This is a genomic window from Arthrobacter sp. P1_D4 (assembly GCF_056406115.1).
The window spans coordinates 74461-88785 of the sequence record NZ_JBFUAU010000011.1 but is presented as its reverse complement, the minus strand read 5'-3'; the positions used below and the strand labels follow the sequence as shown (position 1 = coordinate 88785).

Below are 14325 nucleotides of genomic sequence, written 5' to 3'. Positions count from 1 at the left end.
GCGGCACCCTTGGCAGGGTGCCGCGTCGGCGAAAGGTGCAGCCACTGCGGGCTGTGCGAGCATTGCGGGACGTTGACCAGCGCATATGTGGCACAGCACAACCGCCCCCCGGCGTGTTACGTGACATTGTGAGACCTTCTGGAAACCTTCGGAAAACCTTGAACTTGCTCTTCCAGTAAAGGCGAGTGGCCTATCAGGGCGCCCGAGTAGGCAATACCCGAACCTCAGTGAATGGAATTAATGGCGGTCACAGGTAGTACTCATATTTCTTGTTTCGACTACCCGGATCAGGCTTTCGCAAGGCGAACGGGGGCGTGCCGCCCTGCCGGGAACGGTTAACTGAAAAGGGCTGGGCGGCAATCATTAAACAACCGTGATTCCCTATCAGCATTCGGCAATAAATGCGGCGCCTCTTCGGCCGTATTTTCTTTTGGCGTCCCGCACCCGCAGCTGTTGCGGGCTCCCGGTCAGGCCGGCCGCAACCGGCCCAGGACCGAACGATTGTCTGCCGGCCCCTCGGTGACGGGCCCCTGGGTGGTCAGTTCGATGGCCCGCTCGACGACGGCGGGCAGGCCGCCGGCCCGGAACGGGCCGCGCTGCAGCTGGGAACCGGTGCCCTCTGCAAGAATCCGTTCGACGCCCTCGCGCGCCAGTTCCAGCTCGCCCTGCTCCTCAAGCACCGGGGCCACGAAGTCCACGAGCGCCCTGACCACGTCCGCGGCCGGGGCCGGGGTGAAGGTTCCGAAGTCCAGGAGCTCCCCGCGCAGTCCGCAATTGCTGGCCTGCCAGGCGGCCATCCGCAGCAGCAGCGTGGGCACCGGGGCGGGATCGACGCCGTCGTTCCATTCCCGCGCGGCCGACTCCACGAGGGCGCGCACCAGCACGGCAATCAGGGCAGCATCCTCGGCCCGCAGGCAGACATCCGCGACCCGGATCTCCACGGTGGGATGCTGCCGGGCCAGCCGTGCGTCGAAATAGACCATCCCCTCATCCATCAGGACGCCGCTTTCGACCAGCCGGGTGACCACGCGGCGGTAGACGGGCAGGCTGCCGAAGATCATCGTGGGACCCGAGCCCGGCCAGCGGTTCCAGGCCTGGGTGCGGTAGCTTTCGAATCCGGTCTCGGCCCCGTTCCAGTACGGGGAATTCGCGCTGAGTGCTATCAGCACGGCCAGCTTGTCGCGGATCCGGTCCATTACCGCCACGCCCTCCTCCGGGGACTCCACAAAGGTGTGGACGTGGAGGCCGCAGGTCAGCTGGTTCCGGACGGTGAGCCCGAAGCGCTGCTGCATGGTCATATAGCGCGGATTCGGGGTCAGGTGGGTGGCTGAGCCTTGGGGCGACGTGGCGATGGCCGCGACGCGCCCGCCGTGCGCCCGGGCGGCCTGGTCCGCAAGGGACCGGCCACGCCTGAGCTGCCGGAGCAGTTCCGTGTATTCCAGGCACGGATGCGTCTGGGTCTCGATCTGTTCGAGCTTGAGCTCGTAGCTGAAGTCGGCGCCTTCGTGGACCGGTTTCTGTGCCGGGAGAACCCTGGCGGCTTCCTGCTGCGGCGGCACCAGACTCGGCAGCATGAGGTCAGCGAGGGCAAGCAGCATCCCCGATTCGGGGTCCACTATCAGCAGTTCTTCCTCCACGCCGAAGGTGCGCATGAATCTATTGTGCGTCAGGATCCGCCGAAACGCCCCACACCAACGCGGGGCTCAGTCTTGGAAATACTCGATCTTCGCCCCGATGGTGTTCAGCCGTTCGGCCAGGTCCTCATAGCCGCGTTCAATGACATAGATGTTCCGCAGCTCCGAGACGCCACGGGCCGCCAGCATGGCCAGCAGCAGGCAGGCGGCGGGGCGGAGGGCAGGCGGGCAGCCCACCTCGGCCGCCCGCCACTTGCTGGGCCCGTTGACGTAAATGCGGTGCGGATCGAGCAGCTGGACCTGGGCGCCGAGCTTGTTGAGCTCGGTCAGGTAGATGGCCCGGTTCTCGTAGACCCAGTCATGGATCATGGTCTGGCCGTGGGCGTTGGCGGCGATCACCGCGAAGAAGGGCAGGTTGTCGATGTTCAGCCCGGGGAAGGGCATGGGGTGGATCTTGTCCTCCGGCGCCCGCAGCTCCGAAGGCTTGGTGGTGACGTCCACCAGGCGGGTTCGGCCGTTGCGGGCAAAGTACTCCCCGGAAACCTCGAGCCGCTGGCCCATCTGCTCGAGCGTGGCGAGTTCGATTTCCATGAATTCGATCGGGACGCGGCGGATGGTGACTTCCGAGTTCGTCACGATGCCGGCGGTGATGAGGCTCATCGCCTCGATGGGGTCCTCGGACGGGAAGTATTCGATGTCGGCGTCGATCGACGGCCGGCCGGTGATCTTCAGCGTGGTGGTGCCAACCCCGGCGATGTCCACGCCGAGCATCTGCAAGTAGAAGCACAGGTCCTGCACCATGTAGTTCGGGCTGGCATTGCGGATGATGGTGGTGCCACGGCGGTGGGCTGCGGCCATGATGGCGTTCTCGGTGACGGTGTCGCCGCGTTCGCTGAGCACGAAGGAGCGGTCGTGACCGTCCGACGGCGGCGCCTGCACCGCGTAGAACCCGGACTTCGCCTCCACGCTAAGGCCGAACTGGTGCAGTGCCTGCATGTGCGGCTGCACGGTGCGGGTGCCGAGGTCGCAGCCGCCGGCGTAGGGCAGCCGGTAGGTGTCGGCCTCGTCCAGCAGCGGGCCCAGGAGCATGATGACGCTGCGGGTCCGGCGGGCCGCCTCCACATCCATGGAGGCCAGGTCCAGGACGGCGGGGCGGCGGATCTGGAGGTCGTTCGCGTTGAGCCAGGTGCATTCGACGCCGATGCTGGTCAGCACCTCCACGATCCGGTTGACTTCCTCGATCCGGGCAAGCCTGCGCAGCGTGGTGGTGCCGCGGTTGATGAGGCTGGCGCACAACAGCGCGACGCCGGCATTCTTGCTGCTGTTGACGTCCACCGCGCCGGCGAGGGTGCGGCCGCCCTCGACGCGCAGGTGGGTCATCTGGGGCCGGCCCACCTTGACGATGCTGTGCCCGACGATCGCCTCCAGACGCTGGATCATCTTCAGGCTCAGGTTCTGCTTGCCCTGTTCCATCCGGGCGATGGCGCTCTGGCTGGTGCCCAGCTCGGCGGCGAGTTGCCCCTGGGTCCAGCCCTTGGCGCCGCGCGCCTCGCGGAGCAGGATGCCTACGTGTTCAGCAGTCGGTTGAGTCATGCTCCCGAAAATATCACGCATGATTTATAAACCACGGCAATTCCGGCCGGAATGGCGTCAATCTCACACGGATACCCACGCCATGCGATAACCGGCGGCGCCGGTCTACTGGCGGGTGAGGAAGACGAGGTTCCAGGTGCCCGCGCCGAGGGCCGCGGCGACGGCGGCGGCCGCGATGCCGAGCCCGCCCAGCAGCACCCAGGCATCGAGTCCGCTGAACGTGGAGGGCCGGGCCCAGGTCCGGGCGGCACCGCCGAACCCGCGGGCCTCCATGGTCACCGCGAGCCGCGAGGCGCTCCGGATCGCCTGCACCAGCAGGCCGAAACTCTGGCCCAGCGTGGCTCGGAACCGCTGATAGGGGTTGCCGCTCGAGCCCACGCCGCGGGCCCGCCGGGCCATGCCGATGGTCTGCCATTGCTCGGCCATGATTCCGACGAGCCGCATCGCGGCCAGGGTGCCCAGGACGAACCGGTGCGGCAGTTTCGCGTTCTGGGCCAGGGCGTCGGCCAGGTCCGTGGGGTCGGTGCAGCTCATCAGCAGCACCGCGGGCAAGGCGATCGCGAGCCCGCGGAGCATGAAGCCGATCCCCAGCTGCAGGGAACCGGCGCTGATGGACCAGATCCCCGCATCGAGCAGGACGGGTCCGGAATCGGGCGCCAGGATGGCCGTGCTCCAGCCGCCCAGCGCCGCGGCGAGGATCAGCGGCCAGCCGCGCTGCCACAGCAAGGCCACAGTCAGGCCCGCCAGCGGCAGGAGCAGCAGTTCGAACGCCAGCGCCACCGACGCCGACACCCAGTCAATGGAGAGCGCCAGGACCAGGGTGATCAGGGTGACCGCCGTGAACTTGGCGAGCGGGTTGGCTCGGGTCAGCAGCGCATGGTTGCCGCGCAGGCTCAGTGCGTCCCTCATGGCGAGGCCCCCTCCGGCAGCTGAAGATCCGGGCCGGGAGCGTCCGCGGCTCCGGTTTCCCGTGGCCGGAGGCGGAGTTCGGCGCCACCGAGGACGGCGCTGAATTCGGCGTCGTGCGTCACGGACACGACGGCGGTGCCGGCGTCGAGGAGCTCGGAGAGGAACGAGGCGAGTTCGGCCCAGGTATTGGCATCCTGGCCGAAGGTGGGCTCGTCCAGGACCAGCACCTGGGGGTGCGCCGCCAGCACAGTGGCTACCGAAAGGCGCCGCTTCTCGCCGCCGGAGAGCGTGTAGGGGTTGGCGTCCACAAGCTCCGTCAGCCGCAGCCGCTCCAGCAGTTCGTCCACGCGGTCTTCGCCGTAGCCGAGGTGGCGCGGCCCGAACATGAGCTCGTCGAGGACCTTGCCGGTGACGAACTGGTGCTCGGGTTCCTGGAAGACGGTTCCGATCCTGGCGATCAGCTGCTGGGCCTTCCACCGGTAGGGATCGGGTCCGGCGCTGTCGCGTACGCGGCCACTGGAGCGACCACTGGAGTGACCGGTGGCGGGACTGCTCAGCTCCGCCGTGGCCGAGACTGTTCCCGCGACGGGCCGCAGGAGACCGGCCAGTGTCAGCGCCAGGGTGGACTTTCCCGTGCCGTTCTGGCCGGTGATGGTCAGCGCCTCGCCGGCGCGGACCCGGACGGAGAGCCCGGACTGGACCGGACGCGGCGCGATGGTGCGGAAGCCGTCGCGCAGCCCGGCCCGCCGCGGCCGTTCGCGGGACACCGCGAGCGCGTCGGCCGTGAGCAGAGTCTGTCCCGCGCCCCGCGCCGGTGTCCGCATCCGCGTCGCCGGGACGTAGCCCGGCACCCAGACGCCGGCACCGATGAGCATATCCCGCGCCTCGGCCAGGACCCGGTCCGGCGGTCCGTCAATCAAGACCGCCGAGTCCGTGGCGGACCCTGGCTGCAGCACCACGATCCTATCCACCAGGTCTTTCCAGACCCCCACCCGGTGCTCCACAACCACCAGAGTGGCGCCCGTCTTGTCCAGGCAGCGGCCCACGGCGTCGCGGACCTCCAGGACGCCCGCGGGGTCGAGGTTGGCGGTCGGCTCGTCGAGCAGCAGCAGCCCTGGCCGCATCGCGAGGATCCCGGCGAGCGCGAGCCGTTGCTTTTGTCCGCCGGAGAGGGCCGCCGTCGGGTGGTCCAGCGGCAGCCGTCCCAGCCCGACGTCGTCGAGGGCCTCGCGCACGCGCGGCCAGATCTCCGCCGCCGGGACGGCGAGGTTCTCCGCCCCGAAGGCGACGTCGTCGCCGAGGCGGGAGAGCACCACCTGCGTTTCCGGGTCCTGCTGCACCAGCCCGGCGCGGCCGCGCTGCGCCCGTGGCGCGGCGCCGTCGATCAGGAGGCTGCCGGTCTCGTCTGTGTTCTCGGCGTCGCCGGGGTCGCCGGAGGCGCCGGAGCCGCCGGGGTCGCCGGAGGCGCCGTCGCCCAGCACGCCGGCCAGGGCGTGGAGCAGCGTCGACTTGCCGGCGCCGGAGGGCCCCAGCAGGAGCACGCGCTCCCCCGGCCGGATGTCCAGGTCAAGGCCGCTGACCGCGGGCCTGGTCCGTCCGGCATGCCGCCAGCCCCAGCCGCGGGCCGTGACGGCGGCCGGCCGGACGCCCGGTGAAGATCTCATGATTCTCTGCAGGATTCAGCGACGGGGCTCAGGAAAAGACGGGCTCCGTGGCGGCCTTGCGGGAGGCAAAGGAGCCCAGCACTCCGGTCTTCGCCAGGCCGCGGGTGGCGAGCCAGGCCAGTCCGCCGGCAATCACTGCGCCGGAGATCGTGGTGAAGAGGATGTAGGCGAGCTTGTCGCCGGCTTCGTAGGCGATGTTCCAGCCCCACGGCAGGAAGGAATCGTTCAAGCCGCAGAAGAGGCCCGCGCCGGCGCCGGCCAGCACGGAGACGGGCAGGTTGAACTTCCTGTAGAGGAAGGCCGCGAAGACCAGTTCGGCGCCGAGGCCCTGCAGGATGCCGGAGATCAGCACCGTGGTGCCGTACTGCGAACCCATGATGAGCTCGCCGGTGGCCGCGACGGTTTCGCAGAAGAGCGCGGCGCCCGGCTTGCGGATGATGAGCATGCCCAGCACCGCCGGGATCATCCAGCCGCCGGCGTAGAGTCCGCTCAACGGCGGGTAGACCGCGTTGACCGGAGTCGAGATCAGGTTCGCGCCCTGGGACCAGGCCCAGAAAATGACGCCGCCGGCAACGGCGATCAACGCGGCCACCACAATGTCCACCACGCGCCAGCTGTAGTTGCGCCGGGCGGATGAACGGCTGGCGGAACCATGCTGTGCTGAAATATCTGTCATGTCGTCCTCCTGAGGAACAGGAGGGGAGGGTGCGCCGGCCGGTCTCGGCTTCCGCCGCCCTCCGCGCACCCTGAGAACTCGACTCCCTTGCGCCGGTACTAACCGGATCAGGTTCGAGGGTCTGCGGCTGTCCGCACTCTCAGCGCCCACCAAAGGTTTCCCCGGATTGTTCCGGCGATGCCCGACGGCGGCGCTCCCCTGTCGTAATTATTTTCGCCCTTGTGGGCTGGCTTAGTTTACACCCGAACGGCCGGGTTTTCAGTGGTGTGCCGTCACAATCGCGGAGCGGACGGCGGCAGTCCCGGCGGCCCGGAAAACCCTCTTGGTAGAGTCGTCGTGCCGGACCCCCGGACCCGCCAGCGGGCGGCCTCGTCACCCACCGGAAAGCTGGAATATTTTGTCGCACACACCGGTCACCCAAGATCCCTCCGGGGAATACGATCCCGACTCCAGTGAGCCGCAGCCGCACGGCTCCCTGGCGGCGCTCATCGGCCGCGTGCTGGCCGAGATAGAGGCGCTCCAGTTCGCGTCGTTCAGCAAGGATGACGCCCTGGACCTCGGGCTCCTCCTTGTCGAGCTGGGCAGGCAACGCTCGCTGCCGATCGCCGTCGACATCACCAAAGGCGAGCAGGTGCTCTTCCACGCCGCACTGAACGGCGCCACACCGGACAATGAGCGCTGGATCAACGCCAAGAAGCGCACCGCCATGCGGTACGAGGTCCCGTCCCTGCTGGTGGGCCTCCGGGCCCGCGCCGCCGGCGGAAGGATCGAGGACAACGCCTGGTGGGATCAGTCGGAGTTCGCCGCCCACGGCGGGGCGTTCCCCATTTACGTGCGCGGCACGGGCGCCGTCGCCGTCGTCACCGTCTCCGGCCTGCCCCAGAAGGCGGATCACGAACTCGTGGTCGAGGCCCTGCGGATGGTCCTCACCCCGGAACGCTAGGCTAGGGGAAAACCGTTCCCGTCCCAAGGAGACCGAAGAATGAACATCCTCATCAAGCTGCTCGGCACCGGCGTCAGCCTCCTGGCCGGCTTTGCCGGCACCAAGCTGGTGGACACCTTGTGGGAAAAGTCCACGGGCAACAAACCGCCCAAGGGCCAGGAGGACGACGTCCCCACCACCCTGCGCTCGGCCCTGACGTTCGCCCTGATCTCCGCATCGGTCAGCGCCATCATCCAGGTGCTCGCCAACCGCGGCACCCAGCGCGCGATCACCCGCTTCGCCAAGACCCAGGACGTCGTCTGACCCGACCTGCCGCGGCGCCCGCCGCGGCAGTCGAAGGCCCCGGCCGCGTCCGTCGACGTGCCGGCCGGGTCCGCCGGGCCCGGTCGGGGGCTCAGCGGTCGTCGCCGTCCGCTCCGTGCGTGGCCGCCTGCTGGGCGGCCTTCTGGACTACCGCCTCGAGTTCGTCGGAGCTCAGCAGCTCCGGGTGCAGGTGCTTGGTCCGGTAGCCGGCCCGGCCCACCATGTGGGCGGACACGGGGACGGTGAGCAGTTGGAAGAGCCAGGCCACCAGCAGGACGGGCCACACCGACCAGGTGCGCATCTGCAGGCCGAGGGCCGCCAGCAGCAGGAACAGGCCGAGCACCTGCGGTTTGGTGGCCGCGTGCATCCTGCTCATGAGGTCCGGGAAGCGCAGCAGCCCGATGGCGGCCGCGAGGGACATCAGGGCTCCGGTCACCATGAACACGGCGGAGACGGCGTCGATCACTGTGTCAGGATTCACGGACGCCCTCCCGCCTGTCGGCCACGAACCGGGCCACGGTGACCGAGCCGACGAAGCCGATCAGGGAAATCGCAACGAGCAGCATCAGGTTGTTCAGGTGCCGGTTGGCGGCCATGTCGATGCACAGGGCCGCGCCGAAGATGGCCAGCAGCACGTCGGCGGCCAGAACCCGGTCCAGCAGCGAGGGCCCCCGCGCGATCCGGACGATCGCCCCCGCGGCGGCCAGGGACAGTACGACGGCGGTCACCGTCAGGACGGTCTGCATCATGCGGCAGTCTCCAGTGTCAGGGCGGAAAGTTCGGCTTTGGTCCCCATGATCCGGATCAGCCCGGCCTCGGTGTCCCGGACCTCTTTGCGCAGCTTGGCCGCGTCCTCGGTATTGCGGACGTTGATGCCGTGGATGTAGAGCGTGGACGTCGACCTGTCCACCTCCACCACGAGGGACCCTGGAATCAGCGAGATCACGTGCCCGGTGGCCGTGACCAGGAGGTCCGAATGGCTGCGGAGCGGCACGGCTACGACCGCGCTGACCACGTTGGGGCCGCGGACCACGGCCAGGTACAGGACCTGGAAGCTTGCCGCGACGACTTTTCCGAGGAAGATGAGGGCGAACGGCACGGCGCGGAGCACGTTGAAGCGGCCGCCGAGTTCCACCGGGGGCAGATAGAAAATGCGCGCCACGAGCACCGCGATGAGGGCGCCGAAGAGGAGATTGCCCGGGCTGAAGTTCTGCCAGAGCGCGCCCCAGACAAAGACGAGCCAGACCAGCAGCGGCAGTTCCTGGCGCAGCGAGATTCTTTTCCGGTTCATTTCCCGCCGCCCTCCCGGACCTGCGCCGGATGGAGCGACGGAGGCACCGGCGGCACGGGCGCGTCCGGGCCGAGCACGGCCTGGATATAGGAGGTCCGGTCCAGCATCTCCTGGGCGGACTGGTCGGCCACCCTGAACAGCGGCCCGGCAAAGACCGTCAGGGCCACGCCAAAGACCACCAGGCCCAGGGTGGAGCCCACCATGGTGCGGGGCAGCAGGGTCACATTCGTCTTGCCGGCCCGGTCACCCGTGGCGGAGTCGGCCGGCGCTGCCAGGAGCACCGGATCCGGGTGTTCGGCGTCCCCGGGCTTGCGCCAGAACGCCCGGTTCCAGACCCTCGCGATCGCCAGCAGGGTCAGCAGGCTCGTCAGCACGCCGCCGATCACCAGGGCGTAGGCCAGCGGCGTCCCCAGTTCCACGCCTGCCTGAAGCAGCCCCAGCTTGCCCAGGAAACCCGAGAACGGCGGGATTCCGGCGAGGTTCATGGCGGGAATGAAGAACAGGACCCCCAAGACCGGGGAGAGCTTGGCCAGTCCCGCCACACGGTCCATGGACGAGCTGCCGCCACGGCGTTCAATCAGGCCGGTCACCAGGAACAGGCTGGTCTGGACAGTGATGTGGTGGGCCACGTAGAACACCGCGGCGCCCAGGCCGGCCACGGTGGACATGGCCAGGCCGAACACCATGTAGCCAATATGGCTGACCAGGGTGAAGGACAGGAGCCTCTTGATGTCACTTTGGGCCAGGGCGCCGAGGATGCCCACCACCATGGTCAGCAGCGCCGCGACCATGAGCGGGGCGTTGAGCGCATCCCCCGGGAAAAGCAGCGTTTCCGTGCGGACCATCGCATAGACGCCCACCTTGGTCAGCAGCCCGGCAAACACCGCGGTGACCGGGGCCGGGGCGGTGGGGTAGGAGTCAGGGAGCCAAAAGGACAGCGGGAAGACGGCAGCCTTGATGCCGAAGGCCACCAGCAGCATGACGTGCAGCAGCGTCCGGGTGCCCTGGTCGAGGTCGCCGAGCTTGATGGCGAGGTCCGCCATGTTGATGGTTCCGGTGGCGCCGTAGATCATCGCGATCGCGATCAGGAACAGCACCGAGGACACGACGGAGACCACCACGTAGGTCACGCCGGCCCGGATGCGCGGGCCTGTCCCGCCGAGGGTGATGAGCACGTAGCTGGCCGTCAGCAGGATCTCGAAGCCGACGTAGAGGTTGAAGAGGTCTCCGGTGAGGAAGGCGTTGGACACCCCGGCCACGAGGATCAGGTAGGTCGGGTGGAAGATCGAGACCGGCGCGTCGCGGTCGCCGTCGGCCATGCCCTGTCCCGTTGCGTAGATCAGCACCGCAAGGCTCACGGCCGAGGACACCACGAGCATGAGGGAGGAGAACTGGTCCACCACCAGCACGACGCCCCAGGGCGGCAGCCAGCCGCCGATGTTCACCGCGGCCGTCCCGCCATCCCAGACGGAGGCCAGCAGCCAGCATTCCAGCAGCAGTGTCAGCGTCAGCACGGCGATGCTGACCGCGCGCTGGACCCGGGGGTGATGGATGAGCAGGAAGGTCAGGGCGGCGCCCAGGATGGGGAGTACGACGGCGAGCGGGGCAAGGCTGGTGATGTTCACTCTCCGCCTCCTTCCGGGCTGGGGTCAACGTTGAGGGAGCCGGGCTGTTCTTCAGAGGCGGCCTTGTCGGCCCGCACGGGGCGGTCACCGGACATGACCGTGGCCAGCGGGAACTCCGACGTCTCGACCGGGATCACGGAGTCATCCTCGGCATCGAAGCTTGGCGTTTCCGCGACGCGGCGGTCCTCGGCGTCGTCCTGGATTTCATCCTGGCGGGCCAGGACCCAGGTGCGGTAGATGATGCCCAGCATGAACGCCGTGACGGCGAAGGAGATCACGATCGAGGTCAGGATCAGGGCCTGCGGCAGGGGGTCGTTGTAGTCTCCCGCCGCGGTGTCCTTGTCGAAGAGCGGCGCCAGCCCGGCGTAGCCGCCGGTGGCGAGGATCAGCAGGTTCGTGGCGTTGGCCAGCAGCATGAGGCCCAGCAGGACCCGGGTGAGGCTGCGTTCGAGGAGCAGGTAGATGCCACAGGCGTAAAGGGCGCCCATGACCGTCAGCAGGGTCAGGTTGACGCTCATGTTCTCCCCTTGGCAGTGGTTTCCGCGTCGGCGGACTCGTCGGCGGACCCGGCGGGGACACCGCCCGGGAATCCTCCGCTGCCCTGGTCTTCGGCGGCCCCCTCTTCGGTCGTCTCGGGTTGCTCTTCGAAGTGCTCGTCGATCTCCGCGCCGAGGCTGCGCAGCACATCCAGGGCCAGTCCGACGACCACGACGTAGACACCGATGTCGAAAATGGTCGAGGTGACGAACTTGATGTCGCCGAAGACGGGCAGCCACAGCTCCACGATGGCGCTCTGGAACACTTCGCCGCCCAGCAGCAGCGGCGTCATTCCGGCGGCAGCCGCCGTGGCCAGTCCGATCCCCAGCAGGGTGCCGGCGCCGACGGGTGTCGCCTCGCGCAGTTCGAAGCGGCCGCCGGCCAGATAGCGGATGGTGAGGGCGAGGCCGGCGGTGAGGCCGCCGGCGAAGCCGCCGCCGGGCAGGTTGTGGCCGGCAAGGAGCAGATAGATGGAGAACACGATCATCGAGTGGAAGATGAGGCGGGTGACCACCTCGAAAATGATCGAGCGGCGTTCGGGTGCCAGGGTCCGGCCGGCCACCAGCCAGGCGTCGCGAGTGGCGGCAGCGAACCGCCGGTTCATCGCCAGGGCGGCGTCTTCCCTGGTGCTGCCCCTGGCCCCGGTGCGCCGGCCCACTGTCCCTTCCGCGACGCTCGCGGATGTCCGGATGCGGTCACCGCGGCCGCGGACGAAGATGAGGCTTGCGACGCCGGTGGCGGCCAGGGCCAGGACCGAGATCTCGCCGAAGGTGTCCCAGGCCCGGATGTCCACCAGGGTCACGTTGACGACGTTGAGTCCGCCGCCGCCCTCATAGGCCAGTTGCGGGAACTGCAGGGAGACCGGCGGCGCCACCCGGGCGCCGAGGGCGTGGATGGCCACGAAAATCATGGTGACGCCGAATGCCAGGCCGATCACCACGCGGATGACCCTGTACTTGCCGCCGGTGCGGTCCCGCAGCCCCGGCGGAAGGCTCCGCATGGCCAGCACGAACGCCACCAGGATCATGGTTTCGACCAGCATCTGGGTCAGGGCGAGGTCCGGGGCTCCCTGCAGGGCGAACATCATGGCAATCCCGTAGCCGGTGACGGACACCATCAGGACGGCCAGGAACCGTTTGTTGGCGCGCACCGCGGCCAGCGCCCCGATCACGATTCCGGCGCCGGCCACCAACTGCAGCGGCGAGCCGGGATCGATGACATAGAGACCGGGCGGCAGCGGTTTGTTGGCCAGCAGCAGCGCCGTCAGCGGCAGGACGAACGCCACGGTCAGGATGACGGACAGGTAGAAGAAGAGCGAACCTCGCTGGGTCCGGCCGGTGATCCATACCGCGGTGTCGTCCAGGGCGCCGATCGTCAGCTGGTAGGCACGGTCGCTGTCGATCCAGCCCGGCACCAGCGCCTGCAGCCGGGCCACGGCGTTGCGGCCGTAGAACATGGCCAGGCCCAGGACGAACGTCACTGCGGTCAGGCCGAGGGCCGGGGTGATGCCGTGCCACAGCGCCAGGTGCCCGGGCGGGGCCTCGGAGCCGTGCACAAAAAGCTCCGCGTAGGGCTGGATCCAGGCGTCAACGGGGGCAGGCCACAGCCCGTAAAGGATTGTGAGGAGGCTCAGGATCGCCGGTGCGGCGAGGAACGCCGGTTTGACCGGCTTGAAGGCCGTGGGCTCCACGCCGGGTTTGAGGGCGAAGGCTCCCCACATGAACCGGGCGCTGTAGGCGAAGGTCAGGATGGAGCCCAGGACCACACCGGCCAGGAGCCAGGGTCCGGTCCCGGTCTCCGACTTGTACTGGAGGAAGGCCTCGAACACCGATTCCTTGGCGACGAAGCCGGCCAGCGGGGGCACGCCCGCCATCGAGGCCGCGCCGATCGCCGCGACGACCGCCAGTGCCCTGGCCGATCCGTAGACGCCGGAGAGCTCGCGGATGTCCCGCGTCCCGGACTGGTGGTCGATGATGCCCACCACCAGGAAGAGCGTGGCTTTGAAAAGCCCGTGCGCCAGGAGCAGGGCTATTCCGGCGAGTGCCGCGTCGGGGGTGCCGAGGCCCACCACCATGGTCATGAAGCCCAGCTGGCTCACGGTGCCGTAGGCGAGGATGAGCTTGATATCTGTCTGCCGGAGGGCCCGGTAGCCGCCCACCAGCATGGTGGCCAGGCCCAGGCCGAGCACGATCGGCAGCCACGCCGCGGTGTCCGCGAATCCGGGGGCCAGCCGGGCCACAAGGTAGATCCCGGCCTTCACCATGGCCGCGGCGTGCAGGTAGGCGCTCACGGGGGTGGGGGCAGCCATTGCGCCGGGGAGCCAGAAGTGGAACGGCACCAGGGCGGATTTGGTGATCGCACCGATCAGGATGAGGACGACGGCGGCGTTCACGACCCCGCCTGCGGGGCCGGCGACCAGGGTGGGAGCCAGATCCATGATGGCCTGGATCCGGTAGGTTCCGGCCGTTGAACCGAGCATGATGAGCCCCACGAGCATGGCCAGGCCGCCGGCGGTGGTCACCACGAGTGCCTGCAACGCCGAGCGCCGCGCGGACAGCCGGGTGCGGGCGTAGCCGATCAGCAGGTAGGACAGCACTGTGGTCAGTTCCCAGAAGATGAACAGCAGCAGAAGGTCATCAGCGGTAACGAGGCCGAACATCGCCCCGGCAAAGGCCAGGAGCTGGGCGCCGAAACCGCCGAGGTAGTCGTCCTTGTCCTTGAAGTAGCGGGCGCAATAGACCAGCACCAGCGCACCCACCCCCAGCACCAGCAGGGACATGATCCAGGCCAGGGCATCCATCCGGAACGCGAGTTCGAGCTGCAAGCCGGGAATCCAGGGGATGACTTCGGTGATCGCCCCGTCAGAACCTGAATAGACTGTGCCTGAATAGACTTCGTCGTGCTGCAGCAGCAGCCAGATAAAGGAGGCCGCGGGGACCGCGGCCAGGGCAAAGAACGAATTCCTGCCAAACTTTCGGAACAGCAGCGGGGCCACAGCAGCCACCGCAAAGTGCACGGCAAGGACTGTGATCACTGGTATCTCCGCAACGTCAGAAAGTCGATTGTCAGCAAGTTGGAGCAGGCGGGTCATTTGTTAGGTTCGGTGCCGTCAGTTTACCAAGCGTGTACAAATTCTTTTGGCCGGGTCAC

The 14325-nt window shown here is 68.3% G+C and carries 13 protein-coding genes and 1 riboswitch; of the genes, 2 read left to right on the top strand and 11 right to left on the bottom strand.

What is annotated here, in order from left to right; all coding sequences use genetic code 11:
- Positions 1–467 precede the first annotated feature (467 nt).
- From AC1D0A_RS12305 to AC1D0A_RS12285, 5 genes are all read right to left on the bottom strand, one after another.
- Positions 468–1652, bottom strand: coding sequence for a glutamate--cysteine ligase 2 (locus tag AC1D0A_RS12305; protein WP_243180571.1), 1185 nt, complete (start codon positions 1650–1652; stop codon positions 468–470).
- A 51-nt stretch (positions 1653–1703) separates the two neighbouring features.
- Positions 1704–3227: a UDP-N-acetylglucosamine 1-carboxyvinyltransferase gene (locus AC1D0A_RS12300; RefSeq protein WP_476943254.1), complete on the bottom strand. Its 1524-nt coding sequence runs from the start codon at positions 3225–3227 to the stop codon at positions 1704–1706.
- A gap of 105 nt (positions 3228–3332) precedes the next feature.
- Positions 3333–4136: an energy-coupling factor transporter transmembrane component T family protein gene (locus AC1D0A_RS12295; protein ID WP_476943255.1), complete on the bottom strand. Its 804-nt coding sequence runs from the start codon at positions 4134–4136 to the stop codon at positions 3333–3335.
- Complete coding sequence (locus tag AC1D0A_RS12290) at positions 4133–5800, bottom strand: ABC transporter ATP-binding protein (protein ID WP_476945930.1); 1668 nt, start codon at positions 5798–5800, stop codon at positions 4133–4135. The genes AC1D0A_RS12295 and AC1D0A_RS12290 overlap by 4 nt, the downstream gene beginning before the upstream one ends.
- Positions 5801–5828: 28 nt before the next feature.
- On the bottom strand, positions 5829–6476 hold the full coding sequence (locus AC1D0A_RS12285) for an ECF transporter S component (RefSeq protein ID WP_476943257.1): 648 nt from the start codon (positions 6474–6476) through the stop codon (positions 5829–5831).
- Positions 6477–6542: 66 nt separating this feature from the next.
- Positions 6543–6686, bottom strand: a riboswitch (TPP riboswitch).
- A gap of 187 nt (positions 6687–6873) precedes the next feature.
- On the opposite strand from AC1D0A_RS12285, the gene AC1D0A_RS12280 reads away from it, so the two are divergent.
- Complete coding sequence (locus tag AC1D0A_RS12280; RefSeq protein WP_476943258.1) at positions 6874–7419, top strand: heme-degrading domain-containing protein; 546 nt, start codon at positions 6874–6876, stop codon at positions 7417–7419.
- A 39-nt stretch (positions 7420–7458) separates the two neighbouring features.
- Positions 7459–7722 (top strand): DUF4235 domain-containing protein, encoded by a 264-nt coding sequence (locus AC1D0A_RS12275; RefSeq protein ID WP_028275389.1) that lies wholly within the window; start codon positions 7459–7461, stop codon positions 7720–7722.
- Between the two features lie 91 nt (positions 7723–7813).
- On the opposite strand, the gene mnhG is transcribed toward AC1D0A_RS12275, so the two are convergent.
- The 6 genes from mnhG to AC1D0A_RS12245 are packed head-to-tail and all read right to left on the bottom strand — an operon-like array spanning position 7814 to position 14209.
- Entirely contained in the window at positions 7814–8161 is a 348-nt protein-coding gene (mnhG, locus tag AC1D0A_RS12270) for a monovalent cation/H(+) antiporter subunit G (RefSeq protein ID WP_476943266.1), read from the bottom strand.
- A gap of 31 nt (positions 8162–8192) precedes the next feature.
- Entirely contained in the window at positions 8193–8471 is a 279-nt protein-coding gene (locus tag AC1D0A_RS12265) for an MrpF/PhaF family protein (protein WP_018774043.1), read from the bottom strand.
- Entirely contained in the window at positions 8468–9013 is a 546-nt protein-coding gene (locus AC1D0A_RS12260; RefSeq protein ID WP_476945929.1) for a Na+/H+ antiporter subunit E, read from the bottom strand. The genes AC1D0A_RS12265 and AC1D0A_RS12260 overlap by 4 nt, the downstream gene beginning before the upstream one ends.
- Positions 9010–10638: a Na+/H+ antiporter subunit D gene (locus AC1D0A_RS12255; RefSeq protein ID WP_028275386.1), complete on the bottom strand. Its 1629-nt coding sequence runs from the start codon at positions 10636–10638 to the stop codon at positions 9010–9012. Before AC1D0A_RS12255 ends, AC1D0A_RS12260 begins: the two co-directional genes overlap by 4 nt.
- Positions 10635–11156: a Na(+)/H(+) antiporter subunit C gene (locus tag AC1D0A_RS12250; protein ID WP_476943260.1), complete on the bottom strand. Its 522-nt coding sequence runs from the start codon at positions 11154–11156 to the stop codon at positions 10635–10637. Before AC1D0A_RS12250 ends, AC1D0A_RS12255 begins: the two co-directional genes overlap by 4 nt.
- Complete coding sequence (locus AC1D0A_RS12245) at positions 11153–14209, bottom strand: Na+/H+ antiporter subunit A (protein ID WP_476945928.1); 3057 nt, start codon at positions 14207–14209, stop codon at positions 11153–11155. The genes AC1D0A_RS12250 and AC1D0A_RS12245 overlap by 4 nt, the downstream gene beginning before the upstream one ends.
- Between the last annotated feature and the right edge of the window lie 116 nt (positions 14210–14325).

Bases quoted from the DNA above. Each gene is read 5' to 3' on its own strand.
- AC1D0A_RS12290 (WP_476945930.1), bottom strand. From the start codon at position 5,800: ATGAGATCTTCACCGGGCGTCCGGCCGGCCGCCGTCACGGCCCGCGGC.
- AC1D0A_RS12250 (WP_476943260.1), bottom strand. From the start codon at position 11,156: ATGAGCGTCAACCTGACCCTGCTGACGGTCATGGGCGCCCTTTACGCC.
- AC1D0A_RS12285 (WP_476943257.1), bottom strand. From the start codon at position 6,476: ATGACAGATATTTCAGCACAGCATGGTTCCGCCAGCCGTTCATCCGCC.
- mnhG (WP_476943266.1), bottom strand. From the start codon at position 8,161: ATGGTGACCGGAGCCCTGATGTCCCTCGCGGCCGCCATCGGGCTGCTG.
- AC1D0A_RS12265 (WP_018774043.1), bottom strand. From the start codon at position 8,471: ATGATGCAGACCGTCCTGACGGTGACCGCCGTCGTACTGTCCCTGGCC.
- AC1D0A_RS12260 (WP_476945929.1), bottom strand. From the start codon at position 9,013: ATGAACCGGAAAAGAATCTCGCTGCGCCAGGAACTGCCGCTGCTGGTC.
- AC1D0A_RS12275 (WP_028275389.1), top strand. From the start codon at position 7,459: ATGAACATCCTCATCAAGCTGCTCGGCACCGGCGTCAGCCTCCTGGCC.
- AC1D0A_RS12300 (WP_476943254.1), bottom strand. From the start codon at position 3,227: ATGACTCAACCGACTGCTGAACACGTAGGCATCCTGCTCCGCGAGGCG.
- AC1D0A_RS12305 (WP_243180571.1), bottom strand. From the start codon at position 1,652: ATGCGCACCTTCGGCGTGGAGGAAGAACTGCTGATAGTGGACCCCGAA.
- AC1D0A_RS12295 (WP_476943255.1), bottom strand. From the start codon at position 4,136: ATGAGGGACGCACTGAGCCTGCGCGGCAACCATGCGCTGCTGACCCGA.